Genomic DNA, 22,568 nt, shown 5'->3' on the forward strand with positions numbered 1-22,568 from the left:
AAGGCAAAAGGCCGTACTAGAAAGTACGACCAATTTCAAACTGAACAGACTTAGTTTCATCACCAGGCTTATCATTCAGTGGGTACGCATAGCTTAATGATAGTGGACCAATCATCGTAATCCATGTGAAGCCTACACCAACACTATAACGCATATTCCCGGCATCGAAGCCAAAGTTATCTTTACAGTATTGTCTCGCACCAACTGGAGTTGCTGGAGAATTACCAAAATATATGTCCCCAGTTGGAACATCACATTGAGTGTCGAACACTTGAGCGCCTTCTGCAAAGATCACAGGACGTACTTGGCGTGCCCAATCACCTTTAAATGGTACTGGTAAAATCAATTCAGTACCAAATTGCACTAATGCATTACCCCCCACTTCTTCAGGGTTTCTATCTTCTCGAGTTAAAGCAGCATCTGTAATACTCGGGTATTTTGGACCTAATGTACTATTATCAAAACCACGGACAGACCCATAGCCACCAGCGTAATAGTTTTTATAGAATGGTAAATCATTACCGAAACCTAACTTACCATAACCACGCCATACAAAATCCTTGCCTAACGGAATAAAGGCTTGAGTATCGTATGTAACCTTCTGATATTCAACATCACTACCTGGCAATGCAATCTCAGCATTAACACGATGAGACATCCCAGACGATGGGAAGCGTGGATTATTTAATGTGTTATAAGACCAACCTAAATTTAAACTATAAGTAAAGAAATCACCTTTGAACTCAGTGCCAATCTCATCAGTTTCATTAACACATAATGTTGGGTCATCTTTACTATACTCGAGACAATATTTCTGAGCTTTCGTTTGTCGACCATCATTTGCAAGCAAATAATCACGCACATAGGTAGAAACAAATGGACCAGTCGTTACTTCAGTTTGATCAATATTAATACCAGCACTTAAGCTCTGATTCTCATCAATTGGGTAACCAAAGCTCAGACCACCACCGAAGCTATCTGTAACATAATTGTTAACGTTATAGTCTTCGTCTAATTTCGTCTTACGATAATAGAGATTGTAACCACGGCTGACACCATCAATTGTAAAGTATGGATCAGTAACACTTAGGTTATAATAATCTTGTGTCTCAGAACGAGAAAGATCAATCGCTACACGGTTACCTGTACCTAAGAAGTTAGTTTGACTTAAGCCTGCTTGGAATGTGATACCACCATTTTGCGAATAACCAACAGCTAAAGTACTTGATCCTGAGTGTTGTTCTTCAACAGCGATATTCAAATCGATTTGATCAGGCGCTCCTGGAACACGTACAGGCTTAACATCAACTTTGCTGAAAAATCCAGTACGCATTAAACGGACTTTAGAAAGATCAATTTTTTCATTACTCGCTAATGCACCTTCCATCTGGCGCATTTCACGACGTAAAACTTCATCAGCAGTCTTGGTATTACCTGTAAAATTAATACGTCTAACCGTAACTTGCTGACCCGGATTGATGTAATAATTCAAATTAACTTTTTTTGTTTCATTGTCAATTTGAGGCACAACATTAATTTCCGCATAGTAATAACCAGCATTACCATACTTACGCTGTAATAACTGTTTTACTGCATTCACCAACTCTTGTGAGTAAGTTGCATCATCTTTATAAATCTTTAGTGCACGAAGATCTTCGTCTTTGTATAAAGCATCACCTAAAAATTTGGTTTCACCAAATTTAAATTGCTCACCCTCATTCATTGAAACTTCAATGAAAATATTTTTCTTATCTTCACTGATATTTAAATTAGAGTTGGTAATTTCGAAATTAATATAACCTTTATTAAGGTATAAAGCTCTTAATGCTTCAAGGCTTGCTGCCATTTTTTCACGCGCGTAGCGATCATTTCTGGAAATGACAGATAACCACCCGCTTTCCTTGACGGCAAAGACTTGCTTAATTTCATCATCTTTAAATACAGTATTGCCAATTAAATTAATTTCAAAAACTTTAGCTGGTTTACCTTCAATGAAATTAATATTGACATCAACGCGGTTATTGGCTTTTGCAACAGTTTCAACCTGAATATCCGCATTGTAGCGACCTTGTTGTGAATACTGTTGTTCAAGCTCGGTTTCTAGCGTCTGAAGTGCAGATTTAGTGAGCACCTCACCTTCAGCTAGACCCATTTTCTTCAAGCCCTCTTCCAAGGCTTCTTTTGGAATGAGCTTATTACCCTTGAAATTGATTTTAGAAATAATAGGACGTTCAACAACTTTGAAAACCAAAACATCGTTTTCTTTGAAAGCTTGAATATCATCAAACGAATTAGAGGCATACAACGCACGAATCGCATTCGCAATCACTGGATCATTAATGCGATCCCCAGCATTCACGGGTAACATTGCGAGTACATTAGCTTGCGTTAGTCGAACTAATCCATCAACACGCACATCCCGCGCGATAAACTCGTCTGCTGCATATACTTGTTGTACTGCTGCCATTGCGCTAACGAGTGCCAATGGCATAAATAAATGTTTGTGCTGCATGCCTATTGTTTTCCAGTAAGTTAATTATCCATCTATAACGCTTATAAACGCATAAAATCATTAAATATTGCGAGAAACATCATACTTCCCAGCAACACCATACCAATTTTTAATCCAACCAATTGTATTTGTTCAGAAACAGGTTTACCACGAATTAATTCAATTATGTAATAAACCAAATGCCCACCATCCAACATCGGAATCGGAAGCAAATTTAATATACCCAAACTTACACTCATTAATGCCATAAATGAAATGAAAGTTTGCCACCCCATTTCAGCACTTTGACCTGCAACTTTAGCAATCGTAATTGGACCCGAGAGATTATCCAAGCCAATCAATCCACGAATCATTTTGACAATTGAGCCAAGGATCATAGAAGATAATTGACCCGTTTTTTCAACCGCAACCACAAAAGCTTCCGCTGGATTATATTGAATTGTATGCTTATATTCAGCAGGAATATTGATCTGACCAGATTGAGCTTGCACTCCCAACATTCCTGTCGTATTGCCCATATTGTCACGCTTTCCTTGCGGCATGACCTTTAATTGAACAATCTCGCCTTGACGCATCACTTCAATATTCAATAGTTTTTCTGGTGATTTTTGTACTATATCAACAACTTCAAACCAATCGTTAATTTTTTTATTATCAATCGCGACAATTACATCACCTTCTTTCATCCCTTGGCGTATAGCAGCACCATCTTCAGATAATTTATGAACGACTGGTTGAATATGAGGTCGATATGGTAAAAACCCCAAGACATCCAAAGGTGATTGAGACTGATCTTTTAGAAATTGCTGAATCGGTAAATTAAAAGTTTGTACCTGACCATCACGATCAGCTTGAATTTGAATCGTACCAGTTTCACCTACGCGATCAATCAGCGCATAATTCAATTTTTCCCAAGTTGGCGTCGCAGTTCCATCCACTGCTATGATTTTATCACCAGAACGCATTTCTACTTGTGCGGCTGGCGTATTTTCAATCACTTTACCAACTCGAGTGTTTAATTGTTCCTGAGCTGGTAAGAACAGAATCCAAAAAAGTAAAACAGCAAAAATTAAATTAACAAGTGGTCCCGCAGCAACGATTGCAATTCGTTTTAAAGGGGATTGCCGATTAAACGCATAAGGTAAATCTTCTGCACTTACATTACCTTCACGCTCATCTAGCATTTTTACATAACCACCTAAAGGTAATGCAGAGAGCTGATATTGAATGCCTGACTTTTTAGAGGTCCACTTTAGAACTGTTGGACCAAATCCAATTGAATACACAAGAACCTTAACGCCAAGTTTTCGTGCTACCCAGTAATGTCCAAATTCATGAATTGCAATCAATGGACCTAGAAGCAAAATAGCCGCGACGATAATGAAAAGTATATTCATCTTAGGTACTCAGTGAATTCGTGAGTTGAATAGCATAACGACGTGAAAGCGAATCAGTCTCTAGGATTAGCTCTAAAGAATCAGCATTTGAATTTTGAATATGGTTCAAAGTTGATTCAACAACTTTAGGAATATCTAAAAATTTGATTTTATTTTTTAAAAATGCTTCAACCGCGATTTCGTTTGCAGCATTCAAGATCGCAGGCGCCAATCCTCCAGATTTCATTGCTTCACGAGCCAATTGCAGCGCTGGAAAGCGCACAGTATCAGGCTGCTTAAAATTAAGCGTATCGTTTACAAATAAATCTAGCGGAGGAACATGTGTTTCAATCCGATTTGGCCATGCAAATGCATGTGCAATCGGCGTACACATATCAGGATTACCCATTTGAGCCAAAGTACTACCATCAACATACTGAACCATTGAGTGAATAATACTTTGTGGGTGCACAACCACTGTAACAAAATGTTCTTGAATTGAAAATAAATGACAGGCCTCGATCAACTCGAGACCTTTGTTCATTAGCGTTGCCGAATCAACTGATATCTTCTGCCCCATAGACCAATTAGGGTGCTTACAAGCCTGTGCAGGTGTCACCTTACTGAGCTCATCTAGCGTATGATGCAAAAATGGCCCCCCAGAAGCAGTCAACAAAATTTGTGAAACACCTAACTGGGGTTTACCACCTGTATCTAATTGTAAATAATTTTGAGGCAGGCACTGAAATATTGCGTTATGTTCAGAATCTACAGGTAATAATAAGGCTTTATTCTCTTTAGCGGCCTTCATCATAATGTCACCAGACATCACCAACGATTCTTTATTTGCTAGAAGAACACGCTTACCAGCTTGAACAGCAGCGAGTGTTGGCAATAATCCTGCCGCACCCACTATCGCCGCCATCACGATATCAACCTGAGGATGCTCAGCAACAGCGATTAAACCCGACTCATCAGAGAGAATTTCGGTTGAAGTGATATTTTTTAATTTGAAAAATTGATGTAGTTCATCCACCTTGCCTGAAGGTACAACAGCATACTGTGGATGATATTGTTGACATATTTCGCTTAACTGCTCTACACGACTAAATGCAGATACCGCAAAAACATTGTACTTCTCTGGATGTCGATCAATGACTTTTAAGGTACTTTGTCCAATTGAACCCGTTACACCTAATATACATACTGATTGAGACATCTATAAATCTACACCAACAAGTTTTAAAACAAATATTCCCGCAGCAAAAATAGGTGCGGCAGCAAGCAATGAGTCAATGCGATCTAATACACCACCATGACCAGGCAAAATACGACCTGAATCCTTAATACCTGCACGACGCTTAATCATTGATTCAAATAAATCACCTTGAACTGAGCTAAATACTGTTAGCACAGATAGGAGTAAAAATAGAATATGCTCTACTACGGTTAAATCTAAATAGTTAAATTGTACAAATAAGATAACAATGATGACTGTAATTACACCACCGATTAACCCTTCAATAGATTTATTCGGGCTCACTTCAGGTGCAAGCTTACGCTTACCAAGCTTCCTACCTACAAAATACGCCCCACTATCAGCACCCCACACTAAGAGGAATAGATACATGAGCCACCAAGGTGAACTTATCCAGACTTCGTATATTGCCGATACTGCAGCGCTAATAATCACTACACCAATCCAATTCAGTGAAGTGTTATACCACGCATCATAAAGAGGATATTGCTTAACCCAATAAATGGTAATAACCCAAGTAATAATCGAAGCACTCCACAACAGCAGTACTAGATCATCAAAATAAAGCGCAATTGCAGAAAATACCGCAGTGATTACACCAAAGCATCCTGCTTTAAATTTATTCACTTGATCAGTTTGACGAGGCATGAGTTTAAACCACTCATAGCCAGCCCCCCCGGCAGCGATAATCATTAACGCTAACATTGGATAAATGGATGTAGTTGCAAACATACAGCTCAAGACTACAGCCACTAAAATCAATGCGGTAATTATCCGCTCTAACATTATTAGTTCTCTATTTTCTCTTGTTGGACCTGCTCAGAGGTTTTTCCAAAGCGCCTTTCACGCCCTAAAAACACACCAAAGGCATGATCCAATTCTTCTGTTGTGAATTCTGGCCACAACGTCTCAGTAAAATACAACTCAGCATATGCAGATTGCCATAATAAAAAATTAGACAATCGATAATCACCACCAGTACGAATCAATAAGTCGACTGGAGGTAAGTCACCTAAACTGACATGCTGAGCAAACAAATCAACATCAACTTGATCAACATCAATTTTTTGTTCTTTGACGAGTTGTGCGATTGTTTTAGCAGTTTGTGCGATATCCCACATTCCACCATAGCTCACAGCAATTGTGAGCGTCATTTCTGTGAAAGTAGCAGTCCTTTGTTCTGCTTGCAACATTAATTGTTGCAATTCTGGCGATAAACGAGAGCGATCCCCGATGAATCTGAGCCCAATCTGAAACTTTATCATTCGAGGAATTTGTTCATTAATCGTCTCTTCCAACAGTTTCATGAGCAAATCGACTTCATATTGAGGTCGATTCCAGTTTTCACTTGAGAAGGCATAAACAGTAAGTGCTTTTACACCCACTTTACGACAATGCTCTACAATCGGATCAAGGACATTTTTTCCTTCACGGTGTCCATCACCTTTTTGTAGATGTTTCTTTTTTGCAAAACGATTGTTGCCATCCATAATGATGGCAACATGTTGTGGCAGAAGCTCTGCTGAGATGGTCATTATATAGCTTAGACCTTCATCAACTCTGCTTCTTTTGCTGCTAAACGCTTTTCAACTTCAGCAACAAACTTATCTGTGATTTTTTGGATTTCATCGCCAGCACGACGCTCATCGTCTTCAGAAATTTCTTTTTCTTTCAACAACGCTTTAATATCACCTAATACATCACGGCGAATATTACGAATCGCAACTTTTGCATTTTCAGCCTCGTTACGTGCCACTTTTTGCATATCACGGCGTGTTTCTTCAGTTAATGCCGCCATTGGTACACGAATTGAATCAGCAGTAATTGGGTTCAAACCTAAATCTGACTCACGAATTGCTTTATCAATTGCAGCAACCATGGTGCGCTCGAAAGGTTGAACAAGCAATGTACGCGAATCTTCAACACCAATGTTAGCAACTTGGTTTAATGGCACATCAGAGCCATAGTAAGGAACCATTACGCCGTTAAGAATTGATGGATGTGCACGACCTGTACGAACTTTAGCAAAACCATGCTCTAATGAGTCCAATGATTTATTCATACGCTCTTCAGCATCTTTTTTAAGATCGTTAATCATGTGATCTTCCTTACCTAATTCTCAAAATTTAAATCAAAATAGTGTTTAGTATAAATAGCTTTGAAAGCCACGTACATCAATTAGTAACGTGAGTACCTTCTTTTTCACCCATAACCACTGACAATAACGCACCTGATTTATTCATATCGAATACTTGAAGTGGAACATTATGGTCACGGCATAAGCAAATCGCGGTTAAATCCATTACACCAAGTTTCTCATCTAAGACTTGGTCAAATGTTAATGCATCATATTTAACAGCATCTTCGTATTTGCTTGGATCTTTATTGTAGACACCATCTACCTTAGTCGCTTTAAGAATTAAGTTGGCCTCAATCTCAATACCACGTAAGCAAGCAGCGGTATCTGTCGTAAAGAATGGATTACCAGTACCCGCCACAAACACACAAACTTCACCATTATTTAAATGACGAATCGCATCACGGCTAGAATATGATTCTACAACTGTACCGATTGGTAATGCTGACATTAAACGGGTTTTAATATTACGACGTACCAATGCATCTCGTAACGCCAAACCGTTCATCACAGTTGCTAGCATACCCATTTGATCACCTGTTACACGACCAACCAACCCATCTTGCTGTAATTGGCTACCACGATAAAGGTTACCACCACCCACAACGATACCTACTTGCACACCTAGACCAACCAAATGAGCAATAGATAAAGACATTTGATCAAGCACTTGTGCGTCGATACCCATATCTTTATTGCCTGCTAGCGCTTCACCCGAAAGTTTTAGCAGAATACGACCAAAGCGTGGTTTTTTAGAATCTAACATTACAAACTCCAATATCCGAATTCATTTATATGTATTACTTCAAACAATTATGCGGTTTTAATTTCAATCAATTCTGCATAAAGGTCGTATTCATCCGCATCAGTGATTTTAACAACCAGTAAATCACCTGCTTTAATCTTGCTCTTATCAATATCTTCTACAAAGACATTTCCATCAATTTCTGGAGCATCTGCATAAGAACGCGCTACTGCAACTGGAAACTCTTCTTCTAGATCATCAACCAGCACGGTCATGGTTTGACCAATACGCTTTTGTAGCTTTGCAGCAGAAATTTCTTGCTGAACCTGCATAAAGCGTTCGTAGCGTTCCTGTTTAATTTCTTCAGGCACATGATCTGGCAGATCATTTGCAGTTGCACCTTCAACTGGAGAGTATGTAAAACAACCAACGCGATCGAGCTGAGCTTCTTTCAACCAATCTAGAAGTTGCACGAAATCTTCTTCAGTTTCACCCGGGAAGCCAACAACAAATGTTGAACGAATGACTAAATCAGGACACTTTTCACGCCAAACTTTTAAACGCTCTAGCGTGTTTTCACTATGCGCTGGACGCTTCATTAGTTTTAAAATTTTAGGGCTAGCGTGTTGGAATGGAATATCTAAGTAAGGCAAGATCTTACCCTGTGCCATCAAATCGATAACCGCATCAACATGTGGATATGGGTAGACATAATGCAGACGCACCCAAATACCCAATTGACCTAATGCTTCACACATATCATAGAACTTAGTTTTTACAGGCTGACCATTCCAAAAATCAAGTTTGTATTTTGTATCTACACCATATGCCGAAGTATCTTGAGAAATAACCAAGACTTCCTTTACACCAGATCGTTTTAAAGCCGCCGCTTCTTCTAATACAGAACCAACTGGGCGAGATACGAGATCGCCACGCATACTTGGAATAATACAGAAGGTACAACGGTGGTTACAGCCTTCAGATATCTTCAAATATGCATAATGTTTTGGTGTTAATCGAATACCTTGTTCTGGCACAAGATCAATAAACGGATTATGTTTAGGAGGTTCAGGAACATATTGATGCACAGCTTCCATTACTTCTTGATAAGCTGCTGCACCAGTAACTTTAAGTACGTTTGGATGCATTTGACGAATTTTTTCTTCATCTTTACCCAAACAACCTGTTACGATGACGCGACCGTTCGCACTCATCGCCTCACCAATCGCGTCTAATGACTCTTGTACTGCAGATTCAATAAAACCACAGGTATTAACAACAACTAAATCAGCACCGTCATAATCCGACGCTACATCATAACCTTCAGTTTTTAACTGAGTAAGAATTCGCTCGGAATCTACCAATGCCTTAGGACAACCTAAAGAAACAAAACCGACTTTGGGGGATTTCATGAATCTGCGCTCCACTAGAATCCGCGTATTGTATGTCTTTTCAATTCATAAAAACAGTTGAAAACCCCACTCTTTGCATAACGCACCAAAATATTCCCATAAATTTTAAAAAATATTGCAATCGCACCAATATGATGCATTATTAAATAAACCCAACTTTGCATGAATATTTTGCAATCGCTTCGCGCTTTTTTTCTTAATAAATGAGTTCATTTTAGTTGTTTTTAACGATTTCAAACAAAGTTGGCTCATATTTTGCTTTATTTGAGGACGTTAAAATTAAATAACTCCCTCTTTGTGAGCAGTGATGGAAAAACACATAGATGCAATTGCTCTATTTTAAGACAGGATTTTGAGGTTAATGAATCAACAACCAACGATTGATTACCGTTTACTCGTAGACAACTTGAGCACTGCGATACTTTTAGTCGATAGTGAATTAAATATTTTTTATTTAAATTCCTCATGTGAAGCACTCTTTGATATCAGCTTATTAAGAGCATCAGGTCAATCTGTGCTCAGTATTTTACAATCTCCAGGCGATTCATTTAACACCGAAGAAGCGCTCACAAATACATTACTCACGGGGCAAGCTTATACCCGCCGTGAAGCGACTATTATTGTGAACTTTAAAGATGTACATGTTGACTATTCTGTTGCCCAACTTAACACTGGCAAAAGTTATCACCCCCTCCTTCTGATTGAACTCAATCCAATTGATCGAATGTTGAAAATTTCTAAAGAAGAAAATTTTATTCAACAACATCAGGTCGCACGCCAATTAATCAGAGGTGTCGCGCATGAGATTAAGAATCCATTAGGGGGCATACGTGGCGCAACTCAATTATTGGCACGTAGTTTAAATGATCCTGAATATAAAGAATTTACGGACATTATTATTAGTGAAGTAGATCGCCTGAGAAATCTTGCTGACACAATGCTCGGTTCTCGGCAGTTACCAAGCTATGAACCTGTAAATATTCACGAGCCTTTGGAACGCGTTCGTTCTCTGATTGTGAACCAAACAAAAAAGAAAATTAAAATTACTCGTGATTATGATCTTTCTTTACCTGATGTTGAAGCAGATCGGGATCAACTTATTCAAGTGATGTTGAATATCAGTGTAAATGCTATTCAGGCCATGACTGAAAATAAAGAGTTTTTTCAAGACACTCAACCTGAATTAACCCTGCGTACACGTATTCATCGCCTTGTCACGATTAACGGAACTTTACATCGCTCAACTGTTCGAATTGATATTGAAGATAACGGCCCTGGCGTTCCAGAAGAAATTTTGGAGTCCGTATTTTATCCATTAGTCACAGGACGTGCTAAAGGAACAGGCTTAGGTCTGAGCATCGCACAAAATATTATGCATCAACACAATGGAATGATTGAATGCCAATCCGTTCCGGGCAAAACCGTATTTAGTCTTTATATACCTTGGGAGTTAAACCATGTCGCGAAATAAAATTTGGGTAATAGATGACGATCGCGCCATGCGTTGGGTTCTAGAAAAAACATTTAAAGAAGAAGGTTTAGATGTTACCAGTTTCGAAGAAGCTCAATCTGCACTGAATCAGTTACTTGATGATACACCTGATGTAATTTTGACAGATATACGGATGCCAGGAATTGATGGTCTTACCTTTCTCGCTAAAGTCAAAGGTCATTATCCTGATCTACCTGTGATCATCATGACGGCACATTCGGATCTAGAGTCAGCAGTATCAAGCTATCAAACGGGTGCTTTTGAATATTTACCAAAACCATTTGATATAGATGAGGCTTTAGCACTTGTCAATCGTGCCATCATGCACATTAATAAGCTCCAACAACAAGAATCTGCGAAATCAACCGTACAGCCAATTCAATCAACTGAGATCATTGGAGAATCTCCTGCAATGCAGGAAGTCTTCCGAGCAATTGGACGTTTGTCGCAATCACACATTACGGTATTAATTAATGGTGAGTCAGGTACAGGTAAAGAGTTAGTCGCTCATGCATTACATCGTCATTCACCTCGTAGCAGCAAGCCATTTATTGCGCTTAATATGGCTGCCATTCCGAAAGATTTGATTGAAACTGAATTATTTGGTCATGAAAAAGGTGCATTCACTGGCGCTAATACTCAGCGACAAGGTCGTTTTGAGCAAGCCAATGGCGGTACATTATTCCTTGATGAAATTGGGGACATGCCATTCGAAACCCAAACGCGTTTATTGCGTGTTTTAGCTGATGGCGAGTTTTATCGCGTCGGTGGACACATTCCAGTGCGTGTTGATGTCCGCATTGTCGCTGCGACTCACCAAGATCTAGAAAAATTAGTACATGATGGACGCTTCCGTGAGGATCTTTATCATCGTCTGAATGTAATTCGTATTCATATTCCTAAACTTGCTCACCGCTCGGAAGACATTCCGATGCTCGCACAACACTTTCTCGCACGAGCAGGTAAAGAACTTGGTGTAAGTCCAAAGATTTTACGTACAGAAACTATTGAATACATGAAACAGTTGCCTTGGCAAGGTAATGTACGTCAACTTGAAAACACATGTCGCTGGTTGACAGTGATGATTACTGGACGAGAGGTTTACCCAGAAGATCTTCCTTCTGAGTTAAAACAACTACCAATCCAAAAATCTGATGATCCAAATCATCCACACAATCAAGCAGATCGTATCGCTATTCAGCATTGGGATGAGTTGCTTAGTCAGTGGGCTGTACAAAAACTCAAAAATGGCGAAATGAAATTATTGGATATCGCCACGCCTATGTTTGAACGCACCTTAATTAATGCGGCACTACAACAAACTCGAGGAAGAAAACGCCATGCTGCTGAGCTTTTAGGTTGGGGTCGCAATACCTTGACTCGTAAGCTAAAAGAATTAGGAATGGATACTGCTGAAGATGATGAAGATGAAGTTGTAAGCACTACTGCCGAGTAAACTTCTAGATTTAGGTTAATCAACACAATTGATTAACCTATTCTTCATCATAATTCTAAAATTTTAAATCATGCTCAATATAAAATACAAAAAGATGAGTCCAAATGAACAATAATCACTTAAAGCATAAAACTTATCTAGGTATCATCTTCTGCCTTATTTCTTCACCCTCCTTTGCCACAGTCAGCGGTCCGGAGACAATAGAAGTACTAGGTTCAGATATTAAAGATCATAAAATATATTATTTACACCATTACCATGATGAATCTGGTCGACTACCAACACTCTATTATTATTTGCTCAACAGCAGAAACCCACATAAAGCGATTGAGGTTCAATCCATTTATACCCCATTAAATAGCCGAAATCACATTACTGAAATTCAGCATACGCTACGCAAAATTCAAAGTATTCAAGCTCGCCTTGTCAAACCAACACCATTAAGTCCCAAGACTGCTAAACTAAAATTCAATAGACAAAGAGAACAGACTGGAAATTTTTGGTTAAACGTGCCTGAAATTAAAGTAAGTAAATTCCAATCTCAGGTACAACTCAGCCAAAGCTCTGATCCTTCAAAGTATAAAAGTCAACAATTCGAGAATATTCGATATCATCGTAATTTACCTCAGATCAAAAAACTTTACGCATTTCCTTACACTTTCCCCAATTATCGCGTTGCAGTCATTAGTTACATGGGTATTCCTACTGAAACAGGCTTCGAAAAACAAGATGCCATTTTACTCAGCTCAACAAAATAAAAAGCTCCCGAAGGAGCTTTTTATTATGCTTTTCAAGCACGCTGTTCAATTGGTACAACTTTGCGTAATTCAGGTCCTGTGTAATCTGCACTTGGTCGAATAATACGGTTGTCCGCACGCTGCTCCATCACATGTGCCGCCCATCCTGTTACACGAGACATCACAAAAATTGGCGTGAATAGCTTCGTTGGTATACCCATAAAGTGATAAGCAGAAGCATGGAAGAAATCAGCATTACAGAATAATTTTTTCTCTCGCCACATGACTTCTTCACAACGTACTGATACTGGATATAAAACAGTATCTCCTACGTCCTTAGCCAAGCGCTCAGACCATACCTTAATAATCCCATTACGTGGATCATTGTCTTTGTAAATTGCATGACCAAAGCCCATGATTTTTTCTTTGCGTTCGAGCATACCCAGCATTTCGCGCTCAGCTTCTTCAGGAGATTTCCATTGCTCAATCATATCCATTGCAGCTTCATTTGCACCGCCATGCAGTGGACCACGCAAAGAACCAATCGCACCTGTAATACACGAATGTAAATCTGATAACGTCGAAGCACACACACGTGCCGTAAATGTTGAAGCGTTAAATTCATGTTCTGCATAGAGAATTAAAGAAACATTCATGACTTGTTCATGCAATTCATTAGGTTTTTCGCCACGCAATAAATGCAAGAATTGAGCACCAATTGAGTCGTCATCAGTATTTTCTTCGATACGAACACCATCATGGCTATATCGATACCAATAACAAATAATGGCTGGCAATGTTGCCAAAATACGATCAGCTATATCTTGCTGTTCACCAAAGGACTGTTCTGTTTCTAAGTTACCCAACATAGAAACACCTGTACGCATAACATCCATAGGATGTGAATCTGCTGGAATACGCTCAAGCACTTCTTTTAGTGCTTGTGGTAATGCTCTCAGTGATTTTAGTTTTGCTTTATAGTCCGCAAGTTGTTGTGCCGTAGGTAGTTCACCAAAGAAAATTAAATATGCAACTTCTTCAAATTGGCAATTTTCCGCCAAATCCTGAACATCATAACCACGATATGTTAAGCCTGCACCACTTTTCCCAACGGTTGAAAGTGCTGTTTTACCTGCGACTTGTCCACGCAATCCTGCGCCAGTCAATACTTTTCCTTCAGCCATTTTTTTATTTCTCCTGAGTGAATAGCTTATCTAGTGTGTTTTCGAAAGTATGATAATCAAGGAACTCGTATAATTCTTTTCGTTGTTGCATTTTATCAATAACATTCACTTGCGTGCCGTCTTTACGAATAGAATGCATCACTTCTAATGCTGCTTTCTGCATCGCACGTGTCGCAGACAATGGGTATAACACCATAGAAATTCCCTGTTCTGCTAGCTCTTCGGTCGTATAATAAGGGGTATCACCAAATTCAGTGATATTCGCTAGCACAGGCACACCTACAGCATCACAGACTGTTTTATACATCGTTATATCAGTCATCGCTTCCGCAAAAATAGCATCAGCTCCAGCTTCAACACATGCACATGCACGATCAATGACGGCTTGAAGCCCTTCTTTTTGCAGCGCATCCGTACGTGCCATGACCACGAAATTAGAATCAGTTTTTGCATCAACAGCAGCCTTAATACGGTCTACCATTTCTTGTTGTGACACAATTTCTTTATTCGGACGATGTCCGCAGCGTTTTTGCGCAACTTGGTCTTCAATATGAACAGCAGCAGCTCCAGCAGCGATCATTTGCTTGATACTTCGTGCAATATTAAATGCACCGCCCCAACCTGTATCAATATCCACAAGCAAAGGCGTATCTACACGTTCAGTGATACGACGAACATCTTCAAGCACATTATCTAAACTCGTCATTCCCAAATCAGGAAGACCATAGGAATAGTTTGCAACACCTGCGCCTGATAGATAAATTGCTTTATAGCCAACTTGTTTTGCCATCATTGCTGCATATGCATTTACAGTTCCGATGATTTGTAATGGTTTTTCCACTTCTAATGCTTGTCTAAATCTTAAGCCTGCAGACGATTGTTCTGTCATATTCCTTTCCACAGTGTTTACTATAATTATCGAGTTTTTAGTATATCTATAAATTTAGTTTGATATATGACCGTTTAGTATTTTTGCTCTAAAACTTTAGTCATATAAAAATGAATTATCATTCATTTTTTGATTTTGTTATTATTTTGAGTGTCAGGCGTTAAGTGCTTTAATTTGTTATACTCCATCTTCAATTTCATTTTTCGCTATTGTTACTGCATGCAACATCCATTTCCGCATATTGAAACTTCTGGTTGTGATATGCCCCATACTCGCCGTGGTCAAGAACGACGTTTAGCATTATTGCTAAGCGCCAATACGCTATTCTTGGAACGTGGCTACGATGCTGTGTCTTTGGATGATATTGTTCAACATGCTGGAGGCTCCAAAGCATCTATTTATAAATATTTTGGCGGCAAAGAAGGCCTTTTTACTGCTATATGTGATTATCGACGTGAACTCTTTTTTAAAGATATCTGTGTTGCATATGATCCAGATCATGGCGATTTTAGATCTTATCTGATACATACACTACTTAACTTTCATCGCCACATTAAAAAAGAAGATCATACTGCCTTTATGCGCCTCGTGATTGAGCAATCCCAAAAAAATCCAGAACTTGCTCTTTATTTGCACGAAAAAGGCCCTAAACATATCCAGTTAGCGATCGCAAATGCATTAGAAAATGCGCATAAACTTGGTGTGTTAAAATGTGAAAATCCTTTATTTTCTGCTCAATTATATTTTGGAATCTTAAGAAATTTAGAATGGAAAATTTTAATGGGGATACCAGTACTTGAAACCGATCAAGAAACCATCGAATACATCAGCTATTCTGTCGATCGCTTCCTAGATGGGCACCAAAAAGTCTAGTTTTTTTGCAATTCTCTTTACATATAGTATATTAGTCGATTCTCGTTTTTTTTCATCAACCAACAATTATTGGTCGTCTCATTCACTATTTTGACGAAACAATGATTGTGGAGTAACCATGGCTCTACGACATTTTCTTACTTTACGTGACCTTTCAACTGCAGAATTAAATCGCATTATTGATCGTGCTATAGAATTAAAACGCATGCAGCATAATCATGAAGTCTACCAACCCTTTGTTGGTAAAGTAATGGGAATGATTTTTGAAAAATCGAGCACACGTACCCGTGTTTCTTTTGAAGCTGGTATGACCCAATTTGGTGGTAGCGCAATTTTCCTCTCGTCCCGGGATACGCAATTAGGTCGCGGCGAACCGATTGAAGATTCAGCTCGCGTTATTTCAAGCATGCTTGATATTGTGATGATTCGTACTTTTGGCCACGATATTGTCACACGTTTTGCAGAATATTCTAAAGTCCCAGTTATTAATGCACTGACCGATGATCACCACCCTTGCCAATTGCTTGCTGATGTTCAAACATTCGTAGAACACCGTGGCTCTATCCAAGGCAAAACCGTTGCGTGGATTGGTGATGGTAATAATATGTGTAACTCATATATCGAAGCTGCACATATGTGGGGCTTTAAACTTAAGATTGCATCACCAAAAGGTTATGAACCAAAACCTGAATTTCTCTCTGAATTCGCGCACTGCGCCGAAGTTGTAGACTCTGCTGAAGATGCTGCAGTGAATGCCGACCTTATCGTTACTGATGTTTGGGCCAGCATGGGACAAGAAGAAGAGCAAAAAATTCGTGAAAAAGCTTTTGCTGATTTTCAAGTCAATGAACGTCTAATAGATCTTGCTCATCCAGACTGTTTATTTATGCACTGTTTACCTGCCCATCGCGGTGAAGAAATTTCAGAAAATATGCTCGATCACAAAAATGCTGTGGTATGGGATGAAGCTGAAAACCGTCTTCACGCTCAAAAAGCACTTGTTGAGTTCCTCATCAATGAAAGCTTAAAAAAAGATTAATTTCATCCACTAAAAAAGCACCCTCGGGTGCTTTTTTATTTTCTAAATCTTAATGATCATCTTTTAAATATTTAGGTTCTTTGGGAAGTTGCCAACTACAAAAGAAACATACGATTAAAATAATGATCGCGTAAATAAAAAATGAATTTTCAATTCCTGCGGCCTTAAACTGCAAGGCAACAGAAGGTGCAGAACCACCAAATACGGCATTACCTATCGCATAAGAGAAACCTACACCCAACGCACGTACATGCGGAGGAAACATTTCAGCTTTTACAATACCGCCAATAGAGGTATACAAACTAAGCAATAGCATCAGAAAAATCAGTAGCATCGCGACAATAAATGGAGTTTCGCTGAAATATCTCATCCCGATTGCCATGACTGGATAGATAAATATAGCCATCAGACCACTAAATAACAGCATAGAATTTCTGCGACCAATACGATCTGACAATGCACCAAAGAATGGTTGCGCCACCATGAGTACAAAAATGCAGGCTGTCATCATCAACCCTACCGTTTTAGGATCTATTCCAATATTGGTAAGGTAAGTTTTTGAGTAAACTGTAATCACATAGAAACTAAGAGAGCCTGCTGAAGTATAACCAACTACCAAAAGGAAAGTTTTCCAGTGATTTTTAAAAAGCTCACGAAGTGTACCAGAATCTTCTTTATCACTTTCATCACTAGATAAAGTCTCTTCTAATCTACTTCTCGCTAATAAAGATAAAATTGCTGCAACACCACCAATAATAAATGGAATTCGCCACCCACCATCATAGAGTTGCTGTTCAGACATAAATGCCAAGAATATTACACCCAATAAACTTGCAAGGAGTTGACCACCCGTGAGCGTTACGTATTGAAATGATGAAAAAAAGCCACGTTGCCCTTTTAAACCCAATTCACTCATATAAGTCGCCACAGCACCATATTCACCACCAACGGATAAGCCTTGAAGCAATCGAACCATTAATAATAAAAACGGTGCAGCCATACCTACTTGTTCATACGTTGGTAATGCTGCGAACATGAAAGAACTTATAGCCATCAATATAATCGAGATGACCATTGATTTTTTTCGACCGTGTTTATCTGCAATTCGACCAAAAAGCCAACTACCGATAGGCCGCATAAAAAAGCTTGCTGCAAATACACCCCACACATAGATGGCTTGGGTAGAACTATCCATATCTGGCGCAGTTAAAGCTTGGGTAAAATATACAGCGAATACTGCATAAATATAAAAATCGAACCATTCAACTAAATTACCTGAAGCTGCACCAATAATTCCTTTGATACGGCTGGTTTTTTCTTGCTTGGAATATGTTGTAGACAAATGAAAAATCCTTATTCTAATTACATTGTTTATTGTCGAATAATGATGAAACTCTGAAGTATTTAAAAATTATAGGCGGAAAATATATGCCTATTTCATGCCTATTTAAAAAGCCTTTATGTAAATTTTATTAAATAGGCTTCTAAATTTTTCTCAAAAATATTCAAGGTCGATTTATTATTAATTTAATTAAACAGACTTTCTCCTATAACAACTCACCGAATTAAGCCTTGTGGCTGTAAAATGATAATCAGCGCCCCGAAAATAACCACTCCGCCACCAATGATATCCCATTTAGTAAGATCCATTTGATCCACAAACTTTAACCACAACAATGCCGAACAAATATAAATACCTCCATATGCAGCATATATTCGACCTGATGCTGCTGGATGCAAAGTCAATAACCACACAAAAGCAGCGAGTGCGACAAAAGTGGGTAGCCACAACCAATGCGAACGCCCTTGATTTAGGATCAAATATGGAAAGTAACACCCTAATATTTCCATCAGTGCTGTCAGAAAAAATAAAGCTGTCGTAGATATTACTTTTGTAACTTGTATGTCCATACTTTCACCCAAAAATTAAAGCCCGTTTAAATAAACGGGCTTTAATACAATTAATAACACACTATGCTGGTTCAGCTGCAGAATCTTCAAATACTTCCAACTTTAATCCAACGGCTTTGCCATCTTCTTTTTTAACTGTTACTGCTACATTACCGCCGTTTTCAGCCAGCTCACCAAATAAAATCATTTCAGCAAGCGGCTTTTTCAAATGCTCTTGAATCAAACGCTGCATTGGACGAGCACCCATCAGACGATCATAACCATTTTCACTTAACCAATCTCGTGCAGACTGATCTACTTCTAAAACAACTTTTTTGTCATCAAGTTGAGCTTGAAGTTCTGTAAGGAATTTATCTACTACAGAATCGATTACTGTCGTAGGTAGAGCTTTAAATTGAATAACCCCATCTAAGCGGTTTCTAAACTCTGGTGTAAATGCCTTCTTCATTGCTTCCTGATTATCACGACTATTATCTTGCTCTGTAAAACCAATACTTGTACGGGAAATACTTTCAGCGCCAATATTCGTTGTTAACACTATAATGACATTTCTGAAGTCTGACTTACGACCATTATTATCAGTTAATGAACCATGATCCATGACTTGCAGCAATAAATTAAACACATCAGGATGTGCCTTTTCAATCTCATCCAATAACAATACACAATGTGGATTTTTATGTATTGCGTCAGTCATTAAGCCACCTTGATCAAAACCAACATAACCTGGAGGTGCACCAATTAAACGTGAAACCGCATGGCGTTCCATATATTCAGACATATCAAATCTGACTAGTTCAACACCGAGTAGTTTTGCAAGTTGTTTTGTTACCTCAGTTTTACCTACACCAGTAGGTCCTGCAAATACAAAACTACCAACTGGCTTATCTGGTGCTTTAAGCCCAGCTCGTGACAATTTAATTGCAGAGGATAATGCGGTAATCGCCTCATCTTGACCAAATACAACTCGTTTAAGATCACGCTCTAAGTGCTCAAGTACAGATTTATCATCTTTAGACACAGTTTTAGGTGGAATTCGTGCAATTTTCGAAACAATATCTTCAATATTTTCAACTGTAATCAAAGTGTTATCTTGATCAGCTCTCAAACGTCGTTGTGCCCCTGCTTCATCTATTACGTCAATCGCTTTATCTGGGAGGAAGCGATCATTGATAAATTTAGCCGATAACTCAACTGCAGAAACAAGAGCTGCATCATCATATTGAACTTTATGAAATTCTTCAAATTTAGACTTGAGTCCACGAAGAATATCAATTGTTTCATTAATTGATGGCTCATTAACATCAATTTTTTGGAAACGGCGTGATAATGCATGATCTTTTTCAAAAACTTGACGATATTCTTGAAACGTTGTTGAGCCAATGCAACGTAAAGTACCATTTGCCAATGCAGGTTTGATTAAATTCGATGCATCCATAGTGCTACCCATACTTGAGCCTGCACCAATGATCATATGAATTTCATCTATAAACAAAATTGCTTCGGGCTTCTTCTTTAGGGCATTTAACAATTGCTTTAATCGTTTCTCAAAGTCACCACGGTATTTTGTACCTGCAACAAGTGCACCGATATCCAAACTATAGACTTCCGCATTCAGCAGTGGCTTTGGTGCTTTATTGTTAACAATCAGCCAAGCCAAACCTTCTGCTATGGATGTTTTACCCACACCTGGATCACCCACCAAAAGCGGATTGTTTTTACGACGTCGACATAGAATTTGAGCTGCACGCTCAATTTCTTTTTCACGACCAATCAAAGGATCGGTTTTACCCTTTAAAGCTTCTGCATTGAGATTTAGGGTATAAAGTTCTAATGGACCTGCATTTGCTGAGGCTGAGTTTTCACCATCTAAGTCATCCGTTTCTTCTTCAGCTGGAACATCTTCCTTACGCGCACCGTGTGAAAGATATTGAGTTAAAGTAAGACGATTGATTTGGTGGCGTTTTAGCAAATAAACCGCAAATGAATCTCGTTCTGAGTACATTGCAACCAGTACATCTGCACCTTCAACTGTCCGATCTCCACCACTAGACTGAACATGGAAAATTGCACGTTGCAATATACGATCAAAGCTTTCTGTAGGATGAGGCGCTTGCTCAGCATTATCGCCTAATTTAGGCGTATGTTGCTCTACATACTCTTCAAGTTCTTTACGCAAACTGACAATTTCTGCACCGCAGGCTTTTAGTGCATTCACGGCAGAATCATTATCTAAAAGTGCGAGTAACAAATGTTCAACTGTAAGAAACTCATGTCTCTTTTGACGAGCCATGCTAACAGCCAAACGCAGTGATACTTCTAATTGACGACTGAGCATGTGATCCCCTTATTCTTGTGGCTCGATCTGGCAAAGCAATGGATGACTTTGAGAGCGCGCATAATTGTTGACTTGATTCGCCTTGGTTTCAGCAATGTCTCTAGGATAGACACCTGCGATACCTTTCCCTTGATAATGTACTGTTAGCATTACTTCGGTAGCTTGGTCAAGATTCAATGCAAAGTATTGTTGTAAAATTTCAATTACAAAATCCATTGGCGTGTAATCATCATTCAACAATACCACATTGTATAAGGGAGGTCGCTTAAATTGCGGTGGTGCTGTTGCTACAGCTAAATCGCCATCGGCTTCATCATTTTGTGCATCACTCAATCTTGGATTGAAGTGCCAATCCACCAATCCAGATTGTTGAAATGATAATTTAATGTCATTGAGACATTTATGACGTTTATTACTTCGCATAGCACTCTATAATCTATTATTGAGAATTTGCCGCAGCTTGCGGTACTTCGGCTGCAAATGCAGCGGTTGATTCGATTGCTTCACCACGTTGCCAACTAAAGCGCTTGGTTTGAGCACTTGAGCCTTTTACACGGATTTCAATAAATTGGGGCGTAAAGCCTTTTGGCATCGTCCAACGACCAGTTAATCGCTGATAATGGTCGAAATTGAATGATTTTTCTGAAATTGGAACAACCAAGACTTCCGTACCTTGAATTAATCTGATTTCAATTTCACCAGATGCTTTACGTTTATTCGGACTGACTTGAACTAAATCAACCTGATATTCATATACATTTTCTGGAAGCGACTTAACAGCTAAATTTTGCACTGTTAAACTCAATCCACCACGTTGTCTCAGTACTTCTCGGAAAATCGCACTCTGACTTTCAATTTGAAGTTTTTCAGCGTTGGCTTGATTTAATGCAGCATACATATCGTTTGAGTTAGTTACAGCAACATCACGTTCTTGAACTGAGGTATTTAATTTCTTATTCAGCTCAGATAATTCTTTTTTTTGTTTTTCGACAACTTCAACCAATTGTTCCGCGTCAGCATCATAACCAACTACAGTTAGACCTTGACGATGACCAACCGTATAGCCCAGAAGTAAACTGCCTGCACATAAGATGATTCCACCCGCCATAAGGGGTTTATTCGATTGAAAAAAACCGATATTTTTTTCATCTTTATGCTGTGACGTATTATTTGATTCTGAGTTTTGCATCGTCATCTCTAATTTATAAA

At 38.8% G+C, this 22,568-nt stretch carries 20 protein-coding genes; 5 read left to right on the plus strand and 15 right to left on the minus strand.

The annotated features are described in order from the left end of the window. Positions 1–16: 16 nt before the first annotated feature. The 8 genes from bamA to rimO form a co-directional block, all read right to left on the minus strand. Complete coding sequence (bamA, locus tag AC1M87_RS00855) at positions 17–2,512, minus strand: outer membrane protein assembly factor BamA (RefSeq protein ID WP_481592674.1); 2,496 nt, start codon at positions 2,510–2,512, stop codon at positions 17–19. A 41-nt stretch (positions 2,513–2,553) separates the two neighbouring features. After that, positions 2,554–3,909: an RIP metalloprotease RseP gene (rseP, locus tag AC1M87_RS00860; protein ID WP_481592675.1), complete on the minus strand. Its 1,356-nt coding sequence runs from the start codon at positions 3,907–3,909 to the stop codon at positions 2,554–2,556. 1 nt (position 3,910) lies between these two features. Then, positions 3,911–5,107 (minus strand): 1-deoxy-D-xylulose-5-phosphate reductoisomerase, encoded by a 1,197-nt coding sequence (ispC, locus tag AC1M87_RS00865; RefSeq protein WP_481592676.1) that lies wholly within the window; start codon positions 5,105–5,107, stop codon positions 3,911–3,913. Further along, a complete protein-coding gene (locus AC1M87_RS00870; protein ID WP_481592677.1) occupies positions 5,108–5,932 on the minus strand; it encodes a phosphatidate cytidylyltransferase in 825 nt (274 codons plus the stop codon). 2 nt (positions 5,933–5,934) lie between these two features. Further along, a complete protein-coding gene (gene uppS / locus AC1M87_RS00875) occupies positions 5,935–6,681 on the minus strand; it encodes a polyprenyl diphosphate synthase (RefSeq protein ID WP_481587503.1) in 747 nt (248 codons plus the stop codon). A gap of 8 nt (positions 6,682–6,689) precedes the next feature. Continuing rightward, positions 6,690–7,244 carry a ribosome recycling factor gene (gene frr, locus AC1M87_RS00880; RefSeq protein ID WP_035263669.1) on the minus strand — a complete coding sequence of 185 codons (555 nt, stop codon included), beginning with the start codon at positions 7,242–7,244 and terminating at the stop codon, positions 6,690–6,692. Between the two features lie 76 nt (positions 7,245–7,320). Further along, the gene (gene pyrH, locus AC1M87_RS00885; RefSeq protein WP_035263670.1) at positions 7,321–8,049 is read right to left on the minus strand and encodes a UMP kinase; all 729 of its coding nucleotides are present in this window, start codon (positions 8,047–8,049) and stop codon (positions 7,321–7,323) included. 47 nt (positions 8,050–8,096) lie between these two features. After that, positions 8,097–9,440, minus strand: coding sequence for a 30S ribosomal protein S12 methylthiotransferase RimO (gene rimO / locus AC1M87_RS00890; protein WP_035263671.1), 1,344 nt, complete (start codon positions 9,438–9,440; stop codon positions 8,097–8,099). Positions 9,441–9,801: 361 nt separating this feature from the next. On the opposite strand from rimO, the gene glnL reads away from it, so the two are divergent. The 3 genes from glnL (at position 9,802) to AC1M87_RS00905 (ending at position 13,146) form a co-directional block, all read left to right on the plus strand. Continuing rightward, positions 9,802–10,911 carry a nitrogen regulation protein NR(II) gene (glnL, locus tag AC1M87_RS00895; protein WP_180027802.1) on the plus strand — a complete coding sequence of 370 codons (1,110 nt, stop codon included), beginning with the start codon at positions 9,802–9,804 and terminating at the stop codon, positions 10,909–10,911. Continuing rightward, positions 10,898–12,388: a nitrogen regulation protein NR(I) gene (glnG, locus tag AC1M87_RS00900; RefSeq protein ID WP_481592678.1), complete on the plus strand. Its 1,491-nt coding sequence runs from the start codon at positions 10,898–10,900 to the stop codon at positions 12,386–12,388. Before glnL ends, glnG begins: the two co-directional genes overlap by 14 nt. Before the next feature lie 104 nt (positions 12,389–12,492). Further along, positions 12,493–13,146 carry an aminotransferase gene (locus tag AC1M87_RS00905; RefSeq protein WP_481592679.1) on the plus strand — a complete coding sequence of 218 codons (654 nt, stop codon included), beginning with the start codon at positions 12,493–12,495 and terminating at the stop codon, positions 13,144–13,146. A gap of 32 nt (positions 13,147–13,178) precedes the next feature. Here AC1M87_RS00905 and prpC read toward each other — a convergent pair whose 3' ends face one another. Further along, on the minus strand, positions 13,179–14,309 hold the full coding sequence (prpC, locus tag AC1M87_RS00910) for a bifunctional 2-methylcitrate synthase/citrate synthase (protein ID WP_092766353.1): 1,131 nt from the start codon (positions 14,307–14,309) through the stop codon (positions 13,179–13,181). A 4-nt stretch (positions 14,310–14,313) separates the two neighbouring features. Continuing rightward, entirely contained in the window at positions 14,314–15,198 is an 885-nt protein-coding gene (prpB, locus tag AC1M87_RS00915) for a methylisocitrate lyase (RefSeq protein WP_035263679.1), read from the minus strand. A gap of 219 nt (positions 15,199–15,417) precedes the next feature. Between prpB and AC1M87_RS00920 the strand changes: the two genes are divergently transcribed. Beyond that, positions 15,418–16,071: a TetR/AcrR family transcriptional regulator gene (locus AC1M87_RS00920; protein ID WP_092766355.1), complete on the plus strand. Its 654-nt coding sequence runs from the start codon at positions 15,418–15,420 to the stop codon at positions 16,069–16,071. 118 nt (positions 16,072–16,189) lie between these two features. Next, positions 16,190–17,110 carry an ornithine carbamoyltransferase gene (argF, locus tag AC1M87_RS00925; protein ID WP_481592680.1) on the plus strand — a complete coding sequence of 307 codons (921 nt, stop codon included), beginning with the start codon at positions 16,190–16,192 and terminating at the stop codon, positions 17,108–17,110. 49 nt (positions 17,111–17,159) lie between these two features. Here argF and AC1M87_RS00930 read toward each other — a convergent pair whose 3' ends face one another. The 5 genes from AC1M87_RS00930 to AC1M87_RS00950 form a co-directional block, all read right to left on the minus strand. Then, the gene (locus AC1M87_RS00930; protein ID WP_481592681.1) at positions 17,160–18,452 is read right to left on the minus strand and encodes an MFS transporter; all 1,293 of its coding nucleotides are present in this window, start codon (positions 18,450–18,452) and stop codon (positions 17,160–17,162) included. Positions 18,453–18,667: 215 nt separating this feature from the next. Next, positions 18,668–19,021, minus strand: coding sequence for a YnfA family protein (locus tag AC1M87_RS00935; protein WP_092766358.1), 354 nt, complete (start codon positions 19,019–19,021; stop codon positions 18,668–18,670). Positions 19,022–19,082: 61 nt separating this feature from the next. After that, a complete protein-coding gene (clpA, locus tag AC1M87_RS00940; protein WP_481592682.1) occupies positions 19,083–21,359 on the minus strand; it encodes an ATP-dependent Clp protease ATP-binding subunit ClpA in 2,277 nt (758 codons plus the stop codon). A 9-nt stretch (positions 21,360–21,368) separates the two neighbouring features. After that, positions 21,369–21,782: an ATP-dependent Clp protease adapter ClpS gene (clpS, locus tag AC1M87_RS00945; protein WP_035263688.1), complete on the minus strand. Its 414-nt coding sequence runs from the start codon at positions 21,780–21,782 to the stop codon at positions 21,369–21,371. Positions 21,783–21,798: 16 nt separating this feature from the next. Further along, on the minus strand, positions 21,799–22,548 hold the full coding sequence (locus AC1M87_RS00950) for a DUF6776 family protein (RefSeq protein ID WP_481592683.1): 750 nt from the start codon (positions 22,546–22,548) through the stop codon (positions 21,799–21,801). Between the last annotated feature and the right edge of the window lie 20 nt (positions 22,549–22,568).

The sequence above is a fragment of the Acinetobacter sp. 24-47-62 genome, assembly GCF_056779765.1.

Coding starts and splice junctions, on each gene's coding strand:
- bamA (WP_481592674.1), bottom strand. CDS start 2,512: ATGCAGCACAAACATTTATTTATGCCATTGGCACTCGTTAGCGCAATG.
- rseP (WP_481592675.1), bottom strand. CDS start 3,909: ATGAATATACTTTTCATTATCGTCGCGGCTATTTTGCTTCTAGGTCCA.
- ispC (WP_481592676.1), bottom strand. CDS start 5,107: ATGTCTCAATCAGTATGTATATTAGGTGTAACGGGTTCAATTGGACAA.
- AC1M87_RS00870 (WP_481592677.1), bottom strand. CDS start 5,932: ATGTTAGAGCGGATAATTACCGCATTGATTTTAGTGGCTGTAGTCTTG.
- uppS (WP_481587503.1), bottom strand. CDS start 6,681: ATGACCATCTCAGCAGAGCTTCTGCCACAACATGTTGCCATCATTATG.
- frr (WP_035263669.1), bottom strand. CDS start 7,244: ATGATTAACGATCTTAAAAAAGATGCTGAAGAGCGTATGAATAAATCA.
- pyrH (WP_035263670.1), bottom strand. CDS start 8,049: ATGTTAGATTCTAAAAAACCACGCTTTGGTCGTATTCTGCTAAAACTT.
- rimO (WP_035263671.1), bottom strand. CDS start 9,440: ATGAAATCCCCCAAAGTCGGTTTTGTTTCTTTAGGTTGTCCTAAGGCA.
- glnL (WP_180027802.1), top strand. CDS start 9,802: ATGAATCAACAACCAACGATTGATTACCGTTTACTCGTAGACAACTTG.
- glnG (WP_481592678.1), top strand. CDS start 10,898: ATGTCGCGAAATAAAATTTGGGTAATAGATGACGATCGCGCCATGCGT.
- AC1M87_RS00905 (WP_481592679.1), top strand. CDS start 12,493: ATGAACAATAATCACTTAAAGCATAAAACTTATCTAGGTATCATCTTC.
- prpC (WP_092766353.1), bottom strand. CDS start 14,309: ATGGCTGAAGGAAAAGTATTGACTGGCGCAGGATTGCGTGGACAAGTC.
- prpB (WP_035263679.1), bottom strand. CDS start 15,198: ATGACAGAACAATCGTCTGCAGGCTTAAGATTTAGACAAGCATTAGAA.
- AC1M87_RS00920 (WP_092766355.1), top strand. CDS start 15,418: ATGCAACATCCATTTCCGCATATTGAAACTTCTGGTTGTGATATGCCC.
- argF (WP_481592680.1), top strand. CDS start 16,190: ATGGCTCTACGACATTTTCTTACTTTACGTGACCTTTCAACTGCAGAA.
- AC1M87_RS00935 (WP_092766358.1), bottom strand. CDS start 19,021: ATGGACATACAAGTTACAAAAGTAATATCTACGACAGCTTTATTTTTT.
- clpA (WP_481592682.1), bottom strand. CDS start 21,359: ATGCTCAGTCGTCAATTAGAAGTATCACTGCGTTTGGCTGTTAGCATG.
- clpS (WP_035263688.1), bottom strand. CDS start 21,782: ATGCGAAGTAATAAACGTCATAAATGTCTCAATGACATTAAATTATCA.
- AC1M87_RS00950 (WP_481592683.1), bottom strand. CDS start 22,548: ATGCAAAACTCAGAATCAAATAATACGTCACAGCATAAAGATGAAAAA.